Source organism: Edaphobacillus lindanitolerans (assembly GCF_900156305.1).
GTDB lineage: Bacteria > Bacillota > Bacilli > Bacillales_A > Planococcaceae > Bhargavaea > Bhargavaea lindanitolerans.
The window spans coordinates 359,571-378,770 of sequence record NZ_FTPL01000001.1; the positions used below are offsets into that span (position 1 = coordinate 359,571).

16 protein-coding genes are annotated in these 19,200 nt (G+C 58.8%); 5 read left to right on the forward strand and 11 right to left on the reverse strand.

Features of this window, described 5'->3' with window-relative positions; all coding sequences use genetic code 11:
• Positions 1-13 precede the first annotated feature (13 nt).
• From B0B07_RS01730 to B0B07_RS01750, 5 genes are all read left to right on the forward strand, one after another.
• The gene (locus B0B07_RS01730; RefSeq protein ID WP_076756647.1) at positions 14-1,120 is read left to right on the forward strand and encodes an ABC transporter ATP-binding protein; all 1,107 of its coding nucleotides are present in this window, start codon (positions 14-16) and stop codon (positions 1,118-1,120) included.
• Positions 1,110-1,934, forward strand: a complete 825-nt coding sequence (locus B0B07_RS01735) for an ABC transporter permease (protein WP_076756648.1) — start codon at positions 1,110-1,112, stop codon at positions 1,932-1,934. The genes B0B07_RS01730 and B0B07_RS01735 overlap by 11 nt, the downstream gene beginning before the upstream one ends.
• On the forward strand, positions 1,918-2,718 hold the full coding sequence (locus tag B0B07_RS01740; RefSeq protein ID WP_076756649.1) for an ABC transporter permease: 801 nt from the start codon (positions 1,918-1,920) through the stop codon (positions 2,716-2,718). The genes B0B07_RS01735 and B0B07_RS01740 overlap by 17 nt, the downstream gene beginning before the upstream one ends.
• Positions 2,715-3,791, forward strand: a complete 1,077-nt coding sequence (locus B0B07_RS01745; protein ID WP_076756650.1) for an ABC transporter substrate-binding protein — start codon at positions 2,715-2,717, stop codon at positions 3,789-3,791. The genes B0B07_RS01740 and B0B07_RS01745 overlap by 4 nt, the downstream gene beginning before the upstream one ends.
• 204 nt (positions 3,792-3,995) lie before the next feature.
• Positions 3,996-5,237, forward strand: coding sequence for an MFS transporter (locus B0B07_RS01750; RefSeq protein WP_076756651.1), 1,242 nt, complete (start codon positions 3,996-3,998; stop codon positions 5,235-5,237).
• Between the two features lie 83 nt (positions 5,238-5,320).
• Here B0B07_RS01750 and B0B07_RS01755 read toward each other — a convergent pair whose 3' ends face one another.
• The 11 genes from B0B07_RS01755 to B0B07_RS01805 form a co-directional block, all read right to left on the reverse strand.
• Entirely contained in the window at positions 5,321-7,897 is a 2,577-nt protein-coding gene (locus tag B0B07_RS01755) for a VWA domain-containing protein (RefSeq protein WP_076756652.1), read from the reverse strand.
• Entirely contained in the window at positions 7,881-9,644 is a 1,764-nt protein-coding gene (locus B0B07_RS01760; RefSeq protein ID WP_076756653.1) for a vWA domain-containing protein, read from the reverse strand. The genes B0B07_RS01755 and B0B07_RS01760 overlap by 17 nt, the downstream gene beginning before the upstream one ends.
• A gap of 72 nt (positions 9,645-9,716) precedes the next feature.
• Entirely contained in the window at positions 9,717-10,592 is an 876-nt protein-coding gene (locus tag B0B07_RS01765) for a DUF58 domain-containing protein (protein ID WP_076756654.1), read from the reverse strand.
• Positions 10,589-11,572: an AAA family ATPase gene (locus B0B07_RS01770; protein WP_076756655.1), complete on the reverse strand. Its 984-nt coding sequence runs from the start codon at positions 11,570-11,572 to the stop codon at positions 10,589-10,591. Before B0B07_RS01770 ends, B0B07_RS01765 begins: the two co-directional genes overlap by 4 nt.
• 15 nt (positions 11,573-11,587) lie before the next feature.
• Positions 11,588-13,009: a hypothetical protein gene (locus B0B07_RS15090; RefSeq protein ID WP_076756656.1), complete on the reverse strand. Its 1,422-nt coding sequence runs from the start codon at positions 13,007-13,009 to the stop codon at positions 11,588-11,590.
• A 1-nt stretch (position 13,010) separates the two neighbouring features.
• The gene (locus B0B07_RS01780) at positions 13,011-13,862 is read right to left on the reverse strand and encodes an ABC transporter permease (protein ID WP_076756657.1); all 852 of its coding nucleotides are present in this window, start codon (positions 13,860-13,862) and stop codon (positions 13,011-13,013) included.
• Positions 13,859-14,794, reverse strand: coding sequence for an ABC transporter ATP-binding protein (locus B0B07_RS01785; protein WP_076756658.1), 936 nt, complete (start codon positions 14,792-14,794; stop codon positions 13,859-13,861). The genes B0B07_RS01780 and B0B07_RS01785 overlap by 4 nt, the downstream gene beginning before the upstream one ends.
• A complete protein-coding gene (locus tag B0B07_RS01790) occupies positions 14,791-17,160 on the reverse strand; it encodes a hypothetical protein (RefSeq protein ID WP_076756659.1) in 2,370 nt (789 codons plus the stop codon). The genes B0B07_RS01785 and B0B07_RS01790 overlap by 4 nt, the downstream gene beginning before the upstream one ends.
• Positions 17,161-17,239: 79 nt before the next feature.
• Positions 17,240-18,118, reverse strand: coding sequence for a LysR family transcriptional regulator (locus B0B07_RS01795; protein ID WP_076756660.1), 879 nt, complete (start codon positions 18,116-18,118; stop codon positions 17,240-17,242).
• A 90-nt stretch (positions 18,119-18,208) separates the two neighbouring features.
• Entirely contained in the window at positions 18,209-18,652 is a 444-nt protein-coding gene (gene cbpB / locus B0B07_RS01800; RefSeq protein ID WP_076756661.1) for a cyclic-di-AMP-binding protein CbpB, read from the reverse strand.
• 246 nt (positions 18,653-18,898) lie between these two features.
• Positions 18,899-19,123, reverse strand: coding sequence for a hypothetical protein (locus B0B07_RS01805; RefSeq protein ID WP_076756662.1), 225 nt, complete (start codon positions 19,121-19,123; stop codon positions 18,899-18,901).
• Positions 19,124-19,200: the final 77 nt, after the last annotated feature.

Genomic DNA, 19,200 nt, shown 5'->3' on the forward strand with positions numbered 1-19,200 from the left:
TGGAGGTTTGAAATTGACTAAACAGCCCATCATCCGCTTCGACGGCGTCAGCAAACGATACGGAGACGATGCGACCATCCTGGACGACATCAGCTTTGAAATGGAACGCGGCAAATTTTACACCCTGCTCGGCCCGTCCGGGTGCGGCAAGACGACGATCCTCCGGCTGATCGCCGGATTCATCGAGCCGACGGCGGGACAGATTTTATTCGACGGAAAGAACATCAATGACGTTCCCCCGAACGAACGCCAGGTGAACACCGTCTTTCAAGACTATGCCCTCTTCCCCCATCTGAATGTGTTTGAAAATGTCGCTTTCGGCCTCCGGATCAAAAAAGTGAAGGGCCCGGAAGTGAAAAGAAGGGTCGAAGAGGCGCTGCGGTTCGTCAACCTCGAAGGATACGGCGGGCGCGAGATCTCCGAAATGTCGGGCGGACAGCGTCAGCGCGTGGCCATCGCACGGGCGATCGTCAACGACCCTGAAGTGATCCTGCTCGACGAACCGCTTTCCGCGCTCGACCTGAAGCTCCGCACCGAGATGCAGTATGAACTCCGCGAGCTCCAGCAGCGGCTGGGCAAGACGTTCATCTTCGTCACGCATGACCAGGAAGAGGCGCTCGCGATGTCGGACGAAATCTTCGTCATGAACGCGGGGCAGATTATCCAGTCCGGGACGCCGATCGACATCTACGATGAGCCGATCAGCCGGTTCGTCGCAGACTTCATCGGCGAATCCAACATCGTGGACGGCGTCATGATCCGCGACCAGCTCGTCCTCTTTGCGGGCAAGGAGTTTGAATGCGTGGATGCCGGCCTCGATCCGAATGAAAAAATCGAGGTCGTCATCCGGCCGGAAGACCTTGAGATCACTTCCCCGGAGAAAGGCAAGCTCGTCGTTACGGTCGACACGCAGCTTTTCCGCGGTGTCCATTACGAGCTCTCGACGTACGATAAGGACGGCAATGAATGGCTCGTCCATTCCACGAAAAAAGCACAGGTCGGGGATGAGATCGGCCTGGACTTTGACCCGGAAGCGATCCACGTCATGAGGCTGAATGAGTCCGAGGAAGATTTCGACCGGAGGCTCGAGTCCTACGAGGTGACCGGCCATGCAGAGTAAGTCGGCCCGCGCGCTCTATCTCATTCCGTACGGCGCCTGGATCCTGCTGTTCGTCGTCGCGCCGATTGCACTCGTCGGCTATTACTCTCTGTTCGACCTGCACGGCAGCTTCACGTTCGGCAATTACCGGAACTTCTTTTCATCGATCTATCTGCGCCTGACGCTGAGTTCGTTCTGGTATGCGTTCCTGATCACGCTTTTCTCGCTCCTGATCGCCTATCCGACGGCCTATTATCTGACGAAGACGAAGCATAAGCAGCTTTGGCTGCTGCTCATCATCATCCCTTCATGGATCAACCTGTTGCTCAAGACGTATGCGTTCATCGGCATTTTCGGCCAGTACGGACCGATCAACGCCCTGTTCGCAGCGATCGGCATCGGCAACAAGCAGATTCTGTTCACGGACTTCAGCTTCATTTTCGTCTCGGTGTATATTTTCATCCCGTTCATGATCCTGCCGATCTTCAACGCCATCGACCGACTGAACCCGGCTTTGATCGATGCTTCCCGTGATCTCGGCGCCAATTCGTGGACCACATTCCGCCGGGTGATCCTTCCGCTGACAATGAACGGCGTGAAATCCGGGATCCAGGTCACCTTCATCCCGGCGCTTTCACTCTTCATGATCACCCGCCTCATCGCGGGAAACAAGGTCATCACGCTGGGCACCGCGATCGAGCAGCAGTTCCTCGTCACGCAAAACTGGGGGATGGGTTCGACGATCGCCGTTTTCCTCATCCTGTTCATGTTCATCATCATGCTCTTCACCGAGCAGAGAGAGAAAGGGGGAACCGGCAATGGCAGGAACCGGTAAGGGACAAAAGCTGTTTCTCGGGCTCGTATTCCTGATCCTGTACGCCCCGATCTTCTTCCTGATTTTTTATTCGTTCAACTCGGGCGGGACGATGACTTCATTCGAATCGTTCACCTGGGAACATTACGCGGCGGTATTCGAGGACACCCGGCTCATCATGATCGTCTTCAACACGGTCATCGTCGCCCTCCTGTCTTCGCTGCTCGCGACGACAATCGGAGTGCTCGGCGCCCTGGCCATCGTCTATATGAAGAACCGGAAACTACGGAGCACGCTGCTTTCCCTCAACAATGTCCTGATCGTCAGCCCGGATGTCATCATCGGGGCCTCGTTCCTCATCCTGTTCACGGCGCTCGGGGTCAAGCTGGGCTTTACGTCGGTCCTCGTTTCGCACGTCGCGTTCAGCGTTCCGATCGTCGTCCTCATGGTGCTGCCGAAGCTGCTTGAGATGAGCAACTCCCTCATCGATGCGGCCCGGGACCTTGGGGCTTCGGGAAAAGACGTGCTCACCCGCGTCATCATCCCGTACATTAAACCCGGCATCTTTGCAGGTTTTTTCCTGGCACTCACTTATTCTCTTGATGATTTCGCGGTGACGTTCTTCGTCACCGGCAACGGCTTCAGCACCCTGTCCGTCGAAATCTATTCGATGGCCCGCGCCGGCATCACGCTGACCATCAATGCCCTTTCCGGCCTGCTGTTCATCGTCACCGTCGGCCTGGTGCTCGGCTACTATGCATTGAACCGCCGCAGCAAGACCTTGTTCACGGGGGTGAAGAGATGAAAGACCTCATCCGGGCGGCACTGGCCGTCCTCATCGTTTCGGCACTGCTCATGTGGGCGAATGCCGAGCTCGGGAAATCCGCCGGCAAGGCGGGCGCCGATACGATCACCGTCTACAACTGGGGAGAATATCTCGATCCGGACCTGCTGAAGGAATTCACGAAAGAGACCGGCATCCGCGTCGTCTATGAGACATTCGACTCGAACGAGGCGATGATGACGAAGATCCAGCAGGGCGGCACGTCCTATGATATCGCCATCCCGTCCGAATATATGATTGAGAAGATGAAAGAGAATGACCTTCTCATTCCGCTGGACCATTCGAAGATCCCGAACCTGAAGCACATCGACCCGTATTTCCTCGATCTTCCGTTCGACCCGGGGAACGAGTTTTCCATCCCGTATTTCTGGGGAACGGTCGGAATCGCCTTTAATCCCGAACTGCTTGACGGCGACTATGACTTCAGCAGCTGGGAAGATCTCTGGGATCCGGCACTCCGCCAGAAGGTGATTCTGGTCGACAGCGCCCGGGAAGTGATCGGGATGGGCCTGAACTCCCTCGGCTACTCACTGAACTCCACAGATGAGAAGGAGCTCGATGAGGCCTCGGAAAAGCTCGCGACGCTCGCCCCGAACGTCAAGGCGATCATCGGGGATGAGATCGTCGAGATGATGCAGCGCAAAGAGGCAGCCATCGCCCTCACCTGGTCGGGCCAGGCGGCGGACATGATGTCCGTCAATGAAGAACTGGACTATGCGGTGCCGGAAGAGGGGTCCAACCTCTGGTTCGATAACATGGTCATTCCGAAAACGGCTGCAAACGTCGACGGTGCCCATAAGTTCATCAACTTCATGCTCGACCCGGAAGTCGCTGCACAGAATGCGGACTGGGTCGGCTATTCCACGCCTAACAAGGATGCGCTCGATCTGATGGATCCGGAGCTTGTCGACGACGAGCGCTATTATCCGGACGAGGAAATCCGTGACCATCTGGAAGTATACCGGAATCTCGGCCCGGAAATGCTCGGGGACTACAACGAACGCTTCCTGAAATTCAAAATGGAAATGAACTGAAAAACGGCAGGAGCCCTCGCTCCTGCCGTTTTTGCATCGGATCCGGTGAAGGCCGCGCACAAAGAGCCGACCGGGACGTGTCGCGGGCCATGATTCCAGCGGATTCCGGGTTCCGTCCAGAAATATTTTGTTCGAATCAGCGTTGGGCGGGTTTCTGTATGGTAAAATGATTAGACCCACGAAAGAAAAAGGAGTTGATGCGGCATGGCCGTAAAGAGCAACCGCTTTGCCCTTTACATTCTCATGTTCAACATGTTCATTGCCATGTCGGGAATCGGGCTCATCATCCCGATCATGCCCGGTTTTCTGGATACATTCGGGGCGGCCGGCCAGGTGTTCGGTTTCCTCATTGCCACGTTTGCCTTCGCCCAGTTCCTCTTCTCCCCCCTGTCCGGAAACCTGTCGGACAAATATGGCCGGAAAAAGCTGATCATCTTCGGGCTCGTCGTTTTCGGTGTTTCCCAACTGATCTTTGGCCTTGCCGATCACCTCTGGGTTTTATTCGCCGCCCGGTTCCTGAGCGGATTCGGCTCGGCGTTCCTGGTGCCCCCGATGATGGCATTTGTCGCGGACATTACAACATTTGAAGAGCGCGGCAAGGGAATGGGCTGGCTCGGTGCATCGATGTCACTCGGCTTCATGATCGGGCCGTCGATCGGCGGGTTCCTTGCGAACGTGAGCATCCAGTTCCCGTTCTTTGTGGCATTCGGGGCGGCGATCATTGCGGCAGTGTCATCGGCGTTCATCCTGCCGGACCCCCATGCCGCCAAGCAGCCGGTAAAAGAAATGGAGAAGGAAGAGAAAAAGGAAGGGATGCCCCGCGAGAATGTCATCATGCAGCTCAGGCGGTCGGCGTCGATGCCCTACTTTGTCCTGCTGATCATCATGCTCGTATTCTCGTTCGGCCTGGCCAATTTCCAGTCAACGATTTCGTTCTATGTCGACAAAAAATACAATTACACGCCTTCTGACATCGCCGTCCTCCTCACGGTGGGCGGATTCATCGGCGTCATCGTCCAGACATTCGTCGTCGACCCTCTCTTCAAGCGTTTTGGTGAGATGCAGGTGATTCTGGTCAACCTTGCAGTGGCGGCAATCTCCATGATCGGGATCCTGTTCGTCCATACGTTTTGGACGATCCTTCTTGTCGCCACGTTCTTTTTCACGGCTACTTCCCTTCTACGGCCGGCCATCAACACGCTCATTTCCAAAATGGCCGGAGACGGCCAGGGATTTGCTGCAGGACTCATGAACGCCTATATGAGCCTCGGCAACATGGTCGGACCGGCTCTTGCCGGCACCCTTTTCGATGTGAACATGGCCTATCCATACGTGGCCGGAATGCTCATCCTGTCCGGCTGCCTCACAATCTCCGCCGTGTGGTCATCGCGAAACCGGGAGCTGCTCCACCGCCTCCAAAGCCATAAAGTCCAGCCCGCAGGCTGAGGATTTCGTTTTGAACCTCATCGAACAAACTATAAAGCCGGACAGCCGTCAGCGTGATGCTGATGACTGTCCGGCTTTATCATTCATTTATTTTTCCGCTTTGCATCGAGCAGCTTCTCTACGTGTGACGTTTCCTTCCCGCGACCCTCGCCCGGTTCGGCGCCTCTCCTCCGGAGTTTTATGGCATCCGCCGGGACTCCGAAACGGCGGAGCGTGATGTCGGCGAAGAACAGCAGCATGGACAGCAGCAGGAACCAATTCCGGACCGGCTTCATCTCAAGCTGCACTTGCCCGGGCGTCCTCAGGGCGTCGGCCGGATTGTCCAGCACCTTTCCGCCCGACGCGGCGGCCAATGCGGCCAGCAGTTCTCCGTCAGGCGCGCCCGGCCTGTATTCATCACCGTACGGGACGGTCAGGCCGATTTTCGAGTAGGTTTCCCCGTCACCGGAAATCCTGAAAAACACAAGACCCGGCTGCGCGTCGAATCGGACAGTGGCACTTCCCGGACCGGTCGGATCGACAGAGGCTTCCAGTTCCCGCCCGTCCTCATCGATGACTGCCGCATCAATGAATGAGGAGGCACCGGTGCCGGTCACCCTGTAAGACCCGTCGGCATTTCTCCTCACCTCGAACGGCTCCTCCCGGAATGACGGCAGCATCCGGGCAGCCGCGGCTTTCCAGAAGCCGGGCCACCCTTCCCATGACGTAAAGCCTCCGCTCCATCCGCCTGAGTCCGGGGTGTAGGCGATGGACCGGCCGAGGCCGTACCGCCACTCGGCCAGCACGGGATCCCCTTCAGGGCTCTCCATGATGACATCCGCGGCAGGTTTCACAGTCGTGGCAATATATGCATTCATCGTCGGCAGCTCCCCCGTAAGGATCCGCCAGCCCTCGGCTTCCCGGACAGCCGGGCGGAAAGGCTCATCCACGATATACGTCCGGGACAGCATCGCCGTCTCCCTCGACAGGATGGCCGGCACCGTGTCGGCACTTCGGACATCATAGAACCGGCCTGCTCCAAGGCCAGCCAGCTGTTCGAGCAGGATCCGGTCTGCATCCGAGCCGATTGCAACGGTGGACATCGTGATGCCGGACGCTTCCGCCTCTTTCAGCACACCGCCGTAGTCCCCGGCTGCCGAAGACATCCCGTCGGTGAGCAGGATGATGTGCTTGCGCTGGACGTCCTGATCCGCCAGCCGCTCAACCGCCAGCTGCACGGCGGGAAAGATGTCCGTCCCCCCGCCCGGCGCAATCGAATAGATCTTCTCCAATGCATCCTTCGTGTCGCCGACCAGCTCTGTCCCGATCACCTCGATTGGCTGATCGTCAAATGCAATGAAGCCGAGCACATCCTCTTCCCGAAGGAGTGCGACGGACCTGGAGGCGGCCTCTTTGGCCATCTCGAGCTTGCTGCCGGTCATGCTGCCGGAACGGTCGAGTACGATCATGAGGCCAAGCGACGGGATGACATGCTTACCCGTCACATCCATGCTGACCGGAAGCAGCTCCTCGATCGGCGTTTCAAAATAGCCGCCGAGGCCGAAGCTCTCTTCCCCTCCGATCATCATGAATCCCGTGCCGAACGTCTTCACCGCCTGATTGATCAACCCCATCCGCTTTTCGCCGACGAGGTGCCCGGGCACATTGTCAAAGACGATCCCGTCATAGGCCAGATAAGAAGAAAGTTCATTCGGAAGCTGTCCGGCACCGATCCGGTCCACCTGGACACCCCCGCCCCCAATCCACTTGCCGGCCGGGCTCTCGGCTCCGTCCTGGCCGACGACCAGGAAGCGGGGCGGACCTTCGATTTCCGTGACGGCGGTCATCCGGTTGTTCTCAGGGACGCCGTCCCCCTCTGCAATGATCTGCACCTCATATTTGATGGACCCTTCATCCGGCTGGACCTCAGTGAACGTAAAGCGGTTCTCCCCCGCGGCCAGCGTGATGTTCCGTTCCCCCGCAGGCCTGTCATCTTTGAACAGGAGCAGCCGGCCTGTCGTAGCGAAAGTCGAATCGACCGTCACGGTCAGCTCCATCGCTTCCCCTGCCCGGCCTGATGACGGAACTTCCAGCGAAGTCAGCGAGGCATCTTCTTTTTTCCGGCCGGACAGCACGGCCGCATCAATGGTAATGCCCGGGGGCAACGAGGAGCGGACATATCCGAGTGCATCGCCCCTCGTTTGTCTCCCGTCCGACAGAAGGACGATCCTTGCCGGATCTCCTGCTGCGGCCGCCGCTGCGTGCCGGATCGCCTGCTCCAGATTCGTCTCCCCGGTCCCCCCGGACGACCGCTCGTTTTTAAGCCCCCCGTCATCCCGCCCTTCCCGGACGGACCCAGCAAAGGACAGGACCCGGATTCCCGAATTCGGCGTCCGGCCATCTGAAGCTTCCGGCAGCCACGCGTCCACGTCCTCCTCCGAACCGGACATGGACGCGGAACGGTCTGCCAGGAAGAAGATTTTCTGTTCGTCGCTTCTGAGGAGAAGGAACGGGGAAGCCGCGGAGACGATCAGACAGAAAGCGGCCAGTGTCCTCAGAAGGAGCAGCACACGGGCACTGTGCCGCGGACCTTTGGCACTCCGCCGGTAGGTCCATGCGAAGTAAACCGCGGCGGGTATGGCAAGCAGCAGCCAGAACGGCTGTTCAATACGAAAGTCCACGTCTTCGCTGCACCTCCCATTCCGCCACGATCAATCCGAGGACCAGCAGGATGAACGGCAATGCCGCTGAGGCTTTTTCCCTTTCGGCCCCGCGTCCCCCGTCCTCTTTTTCCTCGCCCGTGCTTCCCAAGGAGAATGAGGGCCCTGAGGCCGGATGCTTCTCTGAGTCAGGGAGGACCACCGCCATATACCTTTCCTCATCGCCCGACCTCAGCACATAGAGACCCGGTTTTTCCGGCGCCTGAAACCCACTTCCGGTCCCGGTCTCTTTCACATATTCCCCGGCCGCCGTAAACACTTCCCAGACGTCCCCTTCCTCCGGGGCGGGCACCGGCCTTCCTTCACCCGGAAGGAATGAGCCGAGGCCCCCCGTTTCCGCTGAATACCGGTTGACCGCACTCCACAGGAAAAGCGGGAAGGACGGGCGGAGCGCCCAGTCGGTCATGCCGGGATCGGCAAGCACGGCGATCCCTCCGTCGGCGGAACGCTGGACGAATGGACGGCCCCCTGCTTCGGCGGCTGTCGTGAATCCGTCAAACGGAGGATAAAGACCGGACACATAAACCCCTTCGGGTGATGCGAAGGAAAACAGCGGATCGGACGCCGATGAAACGGTGAGCTGCACATCGGCCGGCTCTCCGCTTTCTCGTCCGAACAGGACCGTCCGGTCACCGCGTTGCAGGAACAGCTTTTCGTCCGGCGTGAAGACGACCGCTTCTTCAGGAATGGAGCCTGCCTCATCCGGTGAAAAAGCAAATATCTCGAAGCCGGACGCCCTGAGCCCTTTGAGCAGAAGCTCGTGGAGCCTTGCGTCTGCATAGACCGGGAGCGGACGCCCGCCGGATGCCGTGAAAGCCTCGTTATCCGGCTTGTAGCCGTCGTCCGTCTCCAGCAGCAGGGAAAATGCCGCTGCATCCGGAAGGCCGTCGATCCGGATATTCTCCGTGCTTCCGGCGCCGATTGTCCTGTTCACCGGCTTGCCGGCACGTTCCCCCTTCTCATCCCTCAGATGAAGCACGACCTGCTTTTCGTCGTCAGATTCATTGGACAGCCTGACGATTGCCGACGTCCGTGCCACGCCGAACGCATCCACCGATACATTGGCCGGCTCCTGTGAGGCTGCATGCACATGCCAGGAAATCCCGGGTGCCGAGGGCAATCCGCCCCTGTCCAGCCCGTCGGTGAACACGTGGACATTCGCAGGCTCCCCTTCGGTCGCCGAGACTGCGAATGCCAGCGTGCTCTCCATATGCTCGGGTGCATATGAGATCTTCAGGTTCCCGACCACTTCGAGCACTTCCTTTTTGTCTTCCGCCCTGCGCAACAGGATTTCGGGGCTCTCTCCGGCAAGGATGACCGTGAACCGGCTGTCACCTGATTCGCGGACGAGCTCCTCCATCGCTTTCCGATGATGCTCAAACACGGGTTCTCCCCGGTCTTCGGACATCATCGAGGCGGACGAGTCGATGATCAATAGGACTTCGCCGGTCTGTTCGGATGCTTTTGGGAACCGCGGGCCGAGCAGCAGGAAGACGAGGAGGAGCAGAGCCGCCATCTGGAGATAAAACAGGGCATTCCGCCGCAGATGGCGCAGCATCGGGGTGGCCTCTGTGTGGCGGAAGCTTTCTTCCCAGAGCATCGTGCTTGGAACCGTCCGCTCTTCATAGCGTTTTGACAGAAAATAATACAGCAGCACAGCGGCCGGTATGACCGCCGTCCAGATCATGCCGGGTGAGCCGAATCCCATGCCCCCGCCTCCTTCCTTTCCGGTCTTCGGCTTCTGATCGCCGTCCGGTCTTTTTCCCGCGTGGCCGTACCGTCAATGAATCCAGCCTGCGCGTCTCATCCGGACATTAATGAAATCCGGAATTCCGTTTGCCGGATCCGCCTCCAGCATCCTTACGCCGAAATCTGCACAGTAGCCTGCCAGTGCCTTCCGGTGCCCGTCCATGCGCTCTTCATATGAACGGATTGCCGCCGGTGTAAGCGACACGTCCACCGCATTTCCGGATTCTGAATCGAGCAGCCGGTAATCCCCCGGAGTTGCCGGCCGTGCGGCTTCCTCGCCCGTGATGAGGATCAGCCTCGTCTCTCCGCCTGCGGCAAGCAGACGGAGGAACAATGGGCGTAGGCGGTCCGCAGGCTCCAGGCCGTCGGTGACGAGGAACCGGATCGTCGCAGGACTGCCGGCAAGTTCCCATGCCTCACCTGCAAAGGAACCCTGCCCCTGGGGCTCAGGCAGTCCGGACATCTTCCGGAGCAACATATTCCGGTGACGTGAACCCTTCCCGCCGAAGAGGGGCAGTGCGCCGCTGCCGGCGGTTCCGGCGGTAAAGTGGTCATCCGAAGAGAGGGAAATCAGTCCGAGTGCAACACAGAGCCTCCTTGTGAACAGCCACCGTCCGCCGCCGGACATCGACCGGGTCGAGTCCAGGATTACGGAGACCCGCAGCTCGCGCTCATCGTGGTAACGGCGGATATACAGCTTTTCGGTCCTGGCGAACACATTCCAGTCGATATTGCGGATGTCATCACCCGGATGATACTCGCTGTACTCCGAAAAATCGGGAGAACTGCCGCTTCTGCGGGAAAGACCGGTTCCATGCTTCATGCCCCTGTAGCGGTGGACGGCGGCAAAACGGCTTCTCCCCAGGCGGGCGATCCATTCGGGGGGGAAGAATTCCTCCGGCTTCATGAGCGCACCCCGGAGAGGACCCGTTCCAGAATTTTGGCGATCAGCCCGTCCGGCGAGATCTCCGAAGCTTCTCCTTCATAGCTGAGGATGAGCCGGTGGCGGAGTGCAGGTGCGGCAGATGCCCGGAGATCGGCAATCGAGACGTGGAATCTTCCTTCCGCAAGGGCGCGCGACTTGGCGAGGGCAATCAGGCTCTGAAGGCCCCGGGGTCCGCTGCCGATGCGGACGAAGCGCCCGATTTCCGGCACGGTCCCTTCGTCCGGCCGGGTGGCCATGACGATCTGGACCGCCGCGCCCAGCATCTCTTCCGGCAGGATGACCGATCTGGCGAGTTCCCGGGCCCTGCGGACCCCTTCCGCATCCAGCACTTTCTTCAGCATGGGCGGTTTCTTTCCTGTCGTCCTCCTCATGATCTCCTTCATCTCTTCCGCGTCCGGATAAGGGACGAGGATTTTGCTCGTAAACCGGTCGAGCTGGGCTTCCGGAAGCGGATAAGTCCCCTCCAGCTCGATCGGGTTTTGGGTGGCGAGGACAAAAAACGGATCCGCCATTTTTCTCGTTTCCCCAAGCACGGTGACCGTCCGTTCGCCCATCGCCTCCAGCAGCGCACTCTGCGTCTTCGGCGTCGCCCGGTTGATCTCATCGGCAAGGACCATCTCGCTGAACAGGGGACCTTCCCGGAACACAAACCGCTGGCCTCCGTCCGGCATGCGTTCGATGATGCTCGTGCCCGTAATGTCGGACGGCATCAAATCCGGCGTAAACTGGATCCTTGTAAAGCCGAGGTCCAGCACTTCCGAAAATGTCCGCACGAGCATCGTCTTCCCGAGCCCGGGGAGGCCTTCCAGCAGGGCGTGTCCCCCGGCGAGGATCGAGAACAGAATCAGGTCCACCGCCTCTTTCTGGCCGACAATGAACTTTCCGACCTCCTCGCGCACTTCTCCGATCGCCCGCCCCATCTCCTTGTACTCTTCATTCATTGCCGCAACGCCCCCTTATTCTCTCCGTTCCATGGAAGAGAAGTAGTCAGATAGTACTTTCTGCAGATCTTCCGGCAGCCCGAGCCGTCCGGCGTCTTTCAGGTAGACATCCCTGTATTCGCCGAACGCTTCAACGTACGGCCGAACGGACCCCTTTTCCGCTGCCACCGCGCCTTTCCTTCCGGTACCGCCGGGAGGGGCCGGACCGGTGTCCGGAATCGGGGCACGGTCATCCAGAACCGGCGGAGGCGTACTGACAAAGTCCCGGCTCCCGGATCCCATTCCGCCTGCACCGGTACCGGTTCCGGGTTCATCCGGTCCGCGTCCGTTCCCGCCGCTTCCTTCGCCGTTCCCTTCACCCTTTCCTTCGCCGTCTCCCTCTCCGCCGCCCGGACCTTTCCCGTCTCCAGATTCACCATTGCCCTCCCCGGATCCTTGGCCTCCATCTCCCGAAGAAGCGCCGTCCTGCGGCCCCTGTTCTCCCGCGTCCCCGGTCTTTCCCGACGAAGGTGGCGGCTGGCCGCCCTGATCCCCGTGTTCAGTTTCTCCATCACCATGATCGCCCGCCTCCGCTGCCTCTTCCGGCGGCCGGATTGCGATCCCGCTGTCCGACGCCGACCGGCCAAGACCGGCAAGTTGCTCATCCGCATCGCCGGCAATCTTGGCGAGCGCTTCGGCAGCCTCTGCATCCGAGATGGTATGCCCCCCGTCCGACGGTCGCTCCCCAGCTTTTTCCCCAAGCCGATCCCGCAGACTCAGTTCCCGCTGAAGCTTGACCGCCTCCCCGATTGCCTCTTCCGGAGCAGTTGCACGGTCAAGACCGGCGGCCAGGTCGGCAAGCCGGTCACTGAGATCGTCATCCGCACGGCCCCGCAGCTTCTCGACTTCCTTTTTCATGGTCGAGACGATCTCCCGTTCCGTCTCGTCCTCCCTCGCCTCCTGCTGGGCGGGCGACGGGGACAGCTGAAGCAGGAAAAGAACACAGAAGCCGGAGCCGATCCATGCCGCGGTGCGGCGTTCCATCCAGCGGCCCTTCGTCCTCCGGAATTCCGAAAGGGCCCGGTCAGACCGTCCGGCGGCCTCACGCATCAGTTGCTCTTCCAGCGTGCCCCCGTTACCCGGCAAGGAGCCTGCGGCCAAAATCAGATTGTGAGGCACATGCCGGTCCAATGCCCGGAGCGCCTCCTTCCTCATCGGCCTGGTGTTCACCGATAAGGCAAACTTTGCCGCAAAAGCGGCTGCCGCCGCTGCCGCTGCCCAGGCGCCATAGCCAGGTAGTACGAAAAACCGGCTGGCCAGCAGCATGGCCGAGGCCGCCCAGATGCCCCAGGCCATTCCGCCCAGCGCCTGTCTGGCCATCCACTGTGCCCGAATCCGTGCAAGCGCTTTTCTGATGGCACCGTCAAGCTGCTTCCTGCTGTCCGCTCCGCCTTTCAATTTAGTTTCCCGCCTTCATATTTACACGGAGCTTCTTCACTGCGATGAACACCGAAAGGATGATCAGCGACGTGTAAAATATCAGATAGATGATCCACACCGGGAACTCGATGCCCGTCATGTCGGACAAAATGTTTCCCGAACCCGGCGAGAGCAGAGACGCCACGACGACTGCAGGGTTGATCGACGCCCAGAAGTGGGCCATCGGTGACGGCCCGGCCGAGGAGCCCGCAAAGCCAAGCGAGGCGGTAAATACGGAAAGGAATCCTGTGACCGCCGTCAATGCGAGCATGGTGCCGTAAGTCGCGATCATCGCGACGGCCGTCTTGCGGATGAGCGTCGAAAACATGACCCCCACACTTCCGATGGCAAGGGTCGTCAGCAGAAAATAAAACAGCATGAGCGCGAGCTGGGCCGGCGAAATTCCTCCGAAAAGGAAAACGAGGCTGTAGATCGGCAGGCTTGACACAATCATCAGGGCAAGAAAGGCAATGGACGACAGCAGCTTGCCCAGGATGATCTGATAAGAGGTCTGGGTGGTCGTCAACAGCATGTTGAGCGTCTGCTTTTCCCGTTCGGAGCTGATGGAGCCCGCCGTGAGGCCCGGTGTGATGAAGAGCACGAGCGCAAGCTGGATATAGGTGAGGATCGTGAACAGGATGAAGCTTTCTTCCGTGTTCAGGAAGCCGCCCCCGGTACCCGGGGCATCCAGCGTCGTCATGAGGTAGAGGAACCCGAACACGAACAGGCTCATCGCCGCAAGGTAGAAAAGGATGCCGACAAAGCTTTTCGGGGATCTGAAACGGAGCTTGATCTCCTTCATCAGGACAGGATTTGAAAACTTGGTGTTCATTGTCCGCTCCCCCCTTCCGTGATGGCCATGAAGACATCTTCCAGGTCCGTCTCCTCCTCCGAGAATGACCGGACCCCGAACTTTTCCGCCGATGCGGAAGCCAGCAGTTCCGCCTGCTCTTCCTCGGAGCCGCTGAATGAAAACCGGACTTCCCGGACCTGCGGGTCTGCCGCGATGCCGGCCACAAACGGCCGGTTTTCGAAAAACCGGACGGCCTCATCCGACGGGCCGTTCAGCTTGACGGTAATCATTCGGTCGCCCTTGAGCCTGGAATGGATTTCCCTGACGGAATTCCGGGCTACAAGCCGCCCCCTGTCCAGCACACCGATTTCATCGCACATTTCCGCGAGTTCCGGAAGGATATGCGAAGAGATGAGGACTGTTTTGTCCATTTCCTTCAGGCGCTTCATGATGCCGCGCATTTCCACTCGCGCCCGGGGATCGAGACCGGATGCCGGTTCATCGAGGATGAGCACCTGCGGGTCATGGATGAGGCTGCGGGCGAGGCAAAGCCTTTGTTTCATGCCCCTCGACAGTGAATCCACATACACATCATGTTTGTCGGAGAGATTCACGAGTTCCAGCAGCTGCCCGATGAGCACCCCCCGCCCATGCAGCGCGATTCCGTAGCTGGCGGCATAAAAATCAAGATATTCTTCCGTCTTCAGCTGATCATACACGCCGAAGAAGTCAGGCATGTAGCCGACCTTTCTCCGCACTTCCTCAGGCGAATCCCGGACGCTGGCTCCGCCGATCAGCGCATCACCCGATGACGGCGGCAGCAGCGTGGCCAGGATTGAGAATGTCGTGGACTTTCCGGCTCCGTTGGCCCCGACCACTCCGAACACCGTCCCCTCCGGGATTTCCAGATCCAGCTCGTGCAGTGCTTGGAACGAACCGTATGACTTGGACAGCTTTCTGATGTCAATCATCGTGCGGCCACCCCTTCCACCTTGATCTTCGGCAATTCCGCCATGTCCGCGTCCGGCAGCTTCCTGAATTTCAGTGTGATCGTCCCGTCATCCGACACGAAGTTTTCTGCTTCCCCCGAACCCGGCTTCCCGCCGGCGACCGGTTCGAAGCTGTTCGTTCGGACATTCAGGATCTCGATGTCACCGATCCCCCGGCCCCCTTCGACCGATACCGCTTTCCAGGTTCCGGCTGCCGACCGGAATGCTTCGGGCACCCTCGACTCAAAAATGTAGGATCCGGGCTCCATGTACATTTCCCTTTCCGGCCCTTCTTCATAGTAAAGACCTGGATCTTCCTCCGGATAGAGAGTGGTGGAAAGCATGGCTTCCGGAACCGTAAAGTTCCCGGACAGCCGGACGTCCGGCTCAAACGGACGGACGATGATGCTCACCGACGTCCGTTTCGGCTTCCCGCTCATTTCAAGCGGGATGACGGATGAATCCGTCCTGCCGATGATTGCCGGCCGGGCACCGTCCAGATAGAGGGATGCGGCTTCCGCCATGCCCGTTGCCCGGGGATCGCTGCTCTCCCCGTAGCCTTTTGCGGTTCCGGCCATACCGCCGGACTGGGCGGAACCGGCTGAAATCGCCGGCAACAGCTGCCCGCCCGGCAGCTTCATTTTCACTTCCATGCTTTCTCCGGCTTCCAGATCACCGACCGGGATGAATTCCGCCCCGCTCCAGACGGAGACATCCTTCAGCCGGAATCCGAGGCCGTTTGTGATCGTGCCCGTCAGTACTCCGTTCTCCGTTACAAGGTCTGCGCCGACAGAACCTTTCTGTTCAAGCCGGACATCCCCGTAGACCGTGCCGACCGACCAGAACGGCAGGTCCCGAAGCACGAGCCTCGTGCCGTCCGCACTCTGCTTCGAAACCGCATGGCGCAGGCTGTCCCCGGACGTTCCGAAGAACGGGTCCGGGGTTCCCGAAGCAGTCAGGGACAGGCCGTCCGGGACGTGGACCACAACGTCTCCCCCTTTGTTGGTAAGTACGGAGCCGACATATTTTCCTGACGGACTGCCTGTCCCTTCATCGATGAGCAGTGCCGCCTGCCTGAGCTGCGGGCTGAAAAGCCGGTCCTTCGCTCCGTATGCAAACAAAGCCGCTGAGACGGCGACGGATGTAACAGGAATGATCCACCAGGCATGCTCCCGCCTGTCGCGCTTCTTCAGAATCAGATAGAGCACCGGCCCGATCAGCACAATATACAGGACCATGATCCCCAGGACGACCGGGAACGGAATTTCAAAGGTCTCAAACCGTTCCGTCACCGATTTGCCGATATCGAAGAACCCGGCATCCGGACTCGCATACATCCAGTTCCCTCCGGACGCACTCACCGGCACATTTGCCAGCAGCCGGTCCATGAGCACCGGGTACCCGGCGGTTCCGGACAGCGGACGGTCACCGAGGGAAAAGGCGGTCTGGACAATTTTTCCTGATCCGAAGGAGAGCCATGCCGCGAGATCTTGGCCGTCGGAGCCTGCAAGGCTCCTCGCCCCCGGTGCTGCCTTGGCGGCAAATCCCGGCACGGAGTCCGGCCACACCGCCTCCGGCACAAGACCGGAAAATGCGTCGCCCGGAATATCCCGCCTTCCCGAGACGTCCAGGGGCAGGCGATCTGAAAACAGTTCCTTCTCCACCGACAGGTCATCGGTTGCGCCGATCACCAGCACACCGCCTTCTTCCACCCAGCCGGCAAGCGCCTTCTGTTCACCGGATGTAAATCCGGCCAATACGGATTCGTCCAGCAAGATGATGTCTGCCGAATCCCAGCCCGTCTTTTCCCCCGGCGGCGTGAACCCTGGATCGCCGAGAGGCAGGAGAAACACTTTCTCGGAAGGGGAACCGATGCCCACATCCTTTAGTGCGCTCAGCCGGTCACTGCTCTTGGTCAGCGCAACGAGAAATTGGGCATCTTCGAAATAAAAGTTCAGTTTCGGATAATGATCGCCTTTGTATGGAAGTTCGTTGCCCCGTTCCCAACCCCCTTCAAAAAAACGGAACTCCTGCTCCTGAAGGGAGTAAGAATCCGCTTGGTCAATTTCTGTGCGGATCACTGCGGTTTCTCCGCTGCCGACTTCAACCGGAACGGCTTCGGCTGTCCCCGTTTCATAGCCGCCCGGGAAATCCAGGATCAGATCACCTGAAAACGGGTCACCGCTGTTATGGATCTCGAGGATCAGCGGAAAACCGGCCCCCTCTTTCGCCTTGCCCTCCAGGCCGCCGGTCGCCTTAACTTCAAGCGCCGGAGCCGCCATTGCCGGAGCTGCCCACAGCAGCAGCGCGCCTGTGACGGCTGCCAGTCCGATCGCCCGTTTCCCCATGCCATCCCTTCCCTTCCTGTTTAGGTTTCCTGCACCTATGCATTATTACGCGGCCGGCAAACTTTGGTTCCCCGAACGTTCAAATAACTTTTTTCGCGTGCTGCAGGGCAATCCGCCGGAAGGCATCCACCTGCGGCAGTGAAAATGCAGGTTCGTAGCCGATCAGCCAGGTGTCCCTCGACAGTTCGAACCGGTCGTCGCTGTCCGTCAGCGGGATTTTATTGACCGAGTCAACATCCGTCAACGTGATGGAGGGAAGGATGGCATATCCGATCCCGTTCAGAGCGAGCTGACGGCAAGTCTCAATCTGATCGACTGTGATCTGCCTCTTCGGATTGGATGAGAAATGACGCTGCCACCATTCCCGGATCTCTTCGTAATAGTCCGAGTCGCTCTTGAACTGAATGAACGGCCGGTCTGTCTCCTGGATCTCTTCAACAGACCGGATCACCCGGTCCACCAGAAACAGATGGTCGCGGAAAAGGTGGATTTTAGAACCTTTCCAGTCCGAGTGCCCGCGCACAATCCCGATATGGGATTCTCCATCATGGAGAGCCCGGACGATTTCAGAGCTCCACCCGGTCATTAGCGACACCTTGACATCCGGATGTTCGGTGATGAACTCCTTTAGGACTTCCGGCAGCCAGGTCTGTCCCACGATGGATGCACAGGCGATCTTGAGCGTGCCGTGCACCTTGTTCGCCATTGTCTGCAGTGTTTCGGTCACTTCCTCATAGCGGGCGAGCGTTTCCCTGGAAAACTGGATCACCCGCTCACCTGCGGGCGTGGGCGTGAGGCCTTTGGGCGATCGGATGAACAGCTGGACCCCCCATTCCTTTTCAATGGAGCGGAGGCGCTGGGACAGTGCCGGCTGGGAAATGAACAGCCGGTCGGATGCCTTTCTCATGTTCCCTTCGGCGGCGAGCGTTTTGATGATGGTGAATTCGTTGATGTTCATGTGACATTCCTCCATTACCGGATTTGCTGCTGTCTATTATACGGAAACCGAAAAAAAGGCCCCGAAAAACGAGACCTTTTGGCTGAATGCTTAACGCGGCATCGTATAGACCGCTTTCTTTAATTTTTTCATAAGAACCCGGCGGGTCATGATGCCGGCGAACATTCCTTCCTCATCTTCCACACAGAGGAATGGATGATTGATGAGCAGATCGAACACCCTCCTGAATTCCGTATCAATCCCGACGACCGGAATATCAGTCTGCATCAGCTCATCGACCTTCATATCTGAAAGCCGCTCATACTCGATGCGCTCAAGCCCCAGTATCGCTTCCGTGATCATGCCCATGCTGAGCAGGCCCTTTAGCCGGTACTGAGGATCAAGCACCGGAATCGAGGAATAGCCCGTCTTTGTGAGAACGAGCAGCGCATGTTCCGCATTGTTGCCGACCTGGACATGTGCCACCTTTTCGGAAGAGATGATATGGTTCCTGATCGTGTCATGCAGGAAATCTGTGCTGTTTACGGAAATCATATAATCCGTCCCCTTTTGTCAAACCTTCATTTCCAGGAATCCCTGTATTTCCATCATACCATAAGCGCATGGCGGGCCGCTCGCAGAAAAGCGGAATCGGGCCGGCCTTTCTCGCATTGTTCCCGTCCGCTGTGACGGGACCGGACTATGGAACCTTTACCCTTGTTGATGCTGTTCCCACACCTTAACAGGCACCTCCTCAGGAGAAGATTTTTTAATCAAAAAACCGCCGGCAGTGCCCGGCGGTTACCAAATGAACGCATAATAGAAGATGACGATTCCGACAAACACGACAGAAATGCCGATGACGATGAGCAGCGGATTGAACTTGAACGGGTGATCCCTGACTTCCGCAGGAATTTCATCCCGCCCGTTTTCAGGAATCATCCCGTCCATTTTTCTGCTCATGGCAATTCCGATTGCCGCAATCAGCAGGATGATCCCGATCAGCGGCCAGAGCCAAATTTCCATTGCTTACCCTCCAGCATTCTTTTTCAAAGTATGCCCGGGAACGTTTGTCTCATTCGTCTGTATTTTTTCCGTCCGTG

Bases quoted from the DNA above. Each gene is read 5' to 3' on its own strand.
- B0B07_RS01780 (WP_076756657.1), bottom strand. From the start codon at position 13,862: ATGAACACCAAGTTTTCAAATCCTGTCCTGATGAAGGAGATCAAGCTC.
- B0B07_RS01785 (WP_076756658.1), bottom strand. From the start codon at position 14,794: ATGATTGACATCAGAAAGCTGTCCAAGTCATACGGTTCGTTCCAAGCA.
- B0B07_RS01740 (WP_076756649.1), top strand. From the start codon at position 1,918: ATGGCAGGAACCGGTAAGGGACAAAAGCTGTTTCTCGGGCTCGTATTC.
- B0B07_RS01745 (WP_076756650.1), top strand. From the start codon at position 2,715: ATGAAAGACCTCATCCGGGCGGCACTGGCCGTCCTCATCGTTTCGGCA.
- B0B07_RS01765 (WP_076756654.1), bottom strand. From the start codon at position 10,592: ATGAAGCCGGAGGAATTCTTCCCCCCCGAATGGATCGCCCGCCTGGGG.
- B0B07_RS01750 (WP_076756651.1), top strand. From the start codon at position 3,996: ATGGCCGTAAAGAGCAACCGCTTTGCCCTTTACATTCTCATGTTCAAC.
- B0B07_RS01735 (WP_076756648.1), top strand. From the start codon at position 1,110: ATGCAGAGTAAGTCGGCCCGCGCGCTCTATCTCATTCCGTACGGCGCC.
- B0B07_RS01760 (WP_076756653.1), bottom strand. From the start codon at position 9,644: ATGGGATTCGGCTCACCCGGCATGATCTGGACGGCGGTCATACCGGCC.
- cbpB (WP_076756661.1), bottom strand. From the start codon at position 18,652: ATGATTTCCGTAAACAGCACAGATTTCCTGCATGACACGATCAGGAAC.
- B0B07_RS01790 (WP_076756659.1), bottom strand. From the start codon at position 17,160: ATGGGGAAACGGGCGATCGGACTGGCAGCCGTCACAGGCGCGCTGCTG.
- B0B07_RS01770 (WP_076756655.1), bottom strand. From the start codon at position 11,572: ATGAATGAAGAGTACAAGGAGATGGGGCGGGCGATCGGAGAAGTGCGC.
- B0B07_RS01795 (WP_076756660.1), bottom strand. From the start codon at position 18,118: ATGAACATCAACGAATTCACCATCATCAAAACGCTCGCCGCCGAAGGG.
- B0B07_RS01805 (WP_076756662.1), bottom strand. From the start codon at position 19,123: ATGGAAATTTGGCTCTGGCCGCTGATCGGGATCATCCTGCTGATTGCG.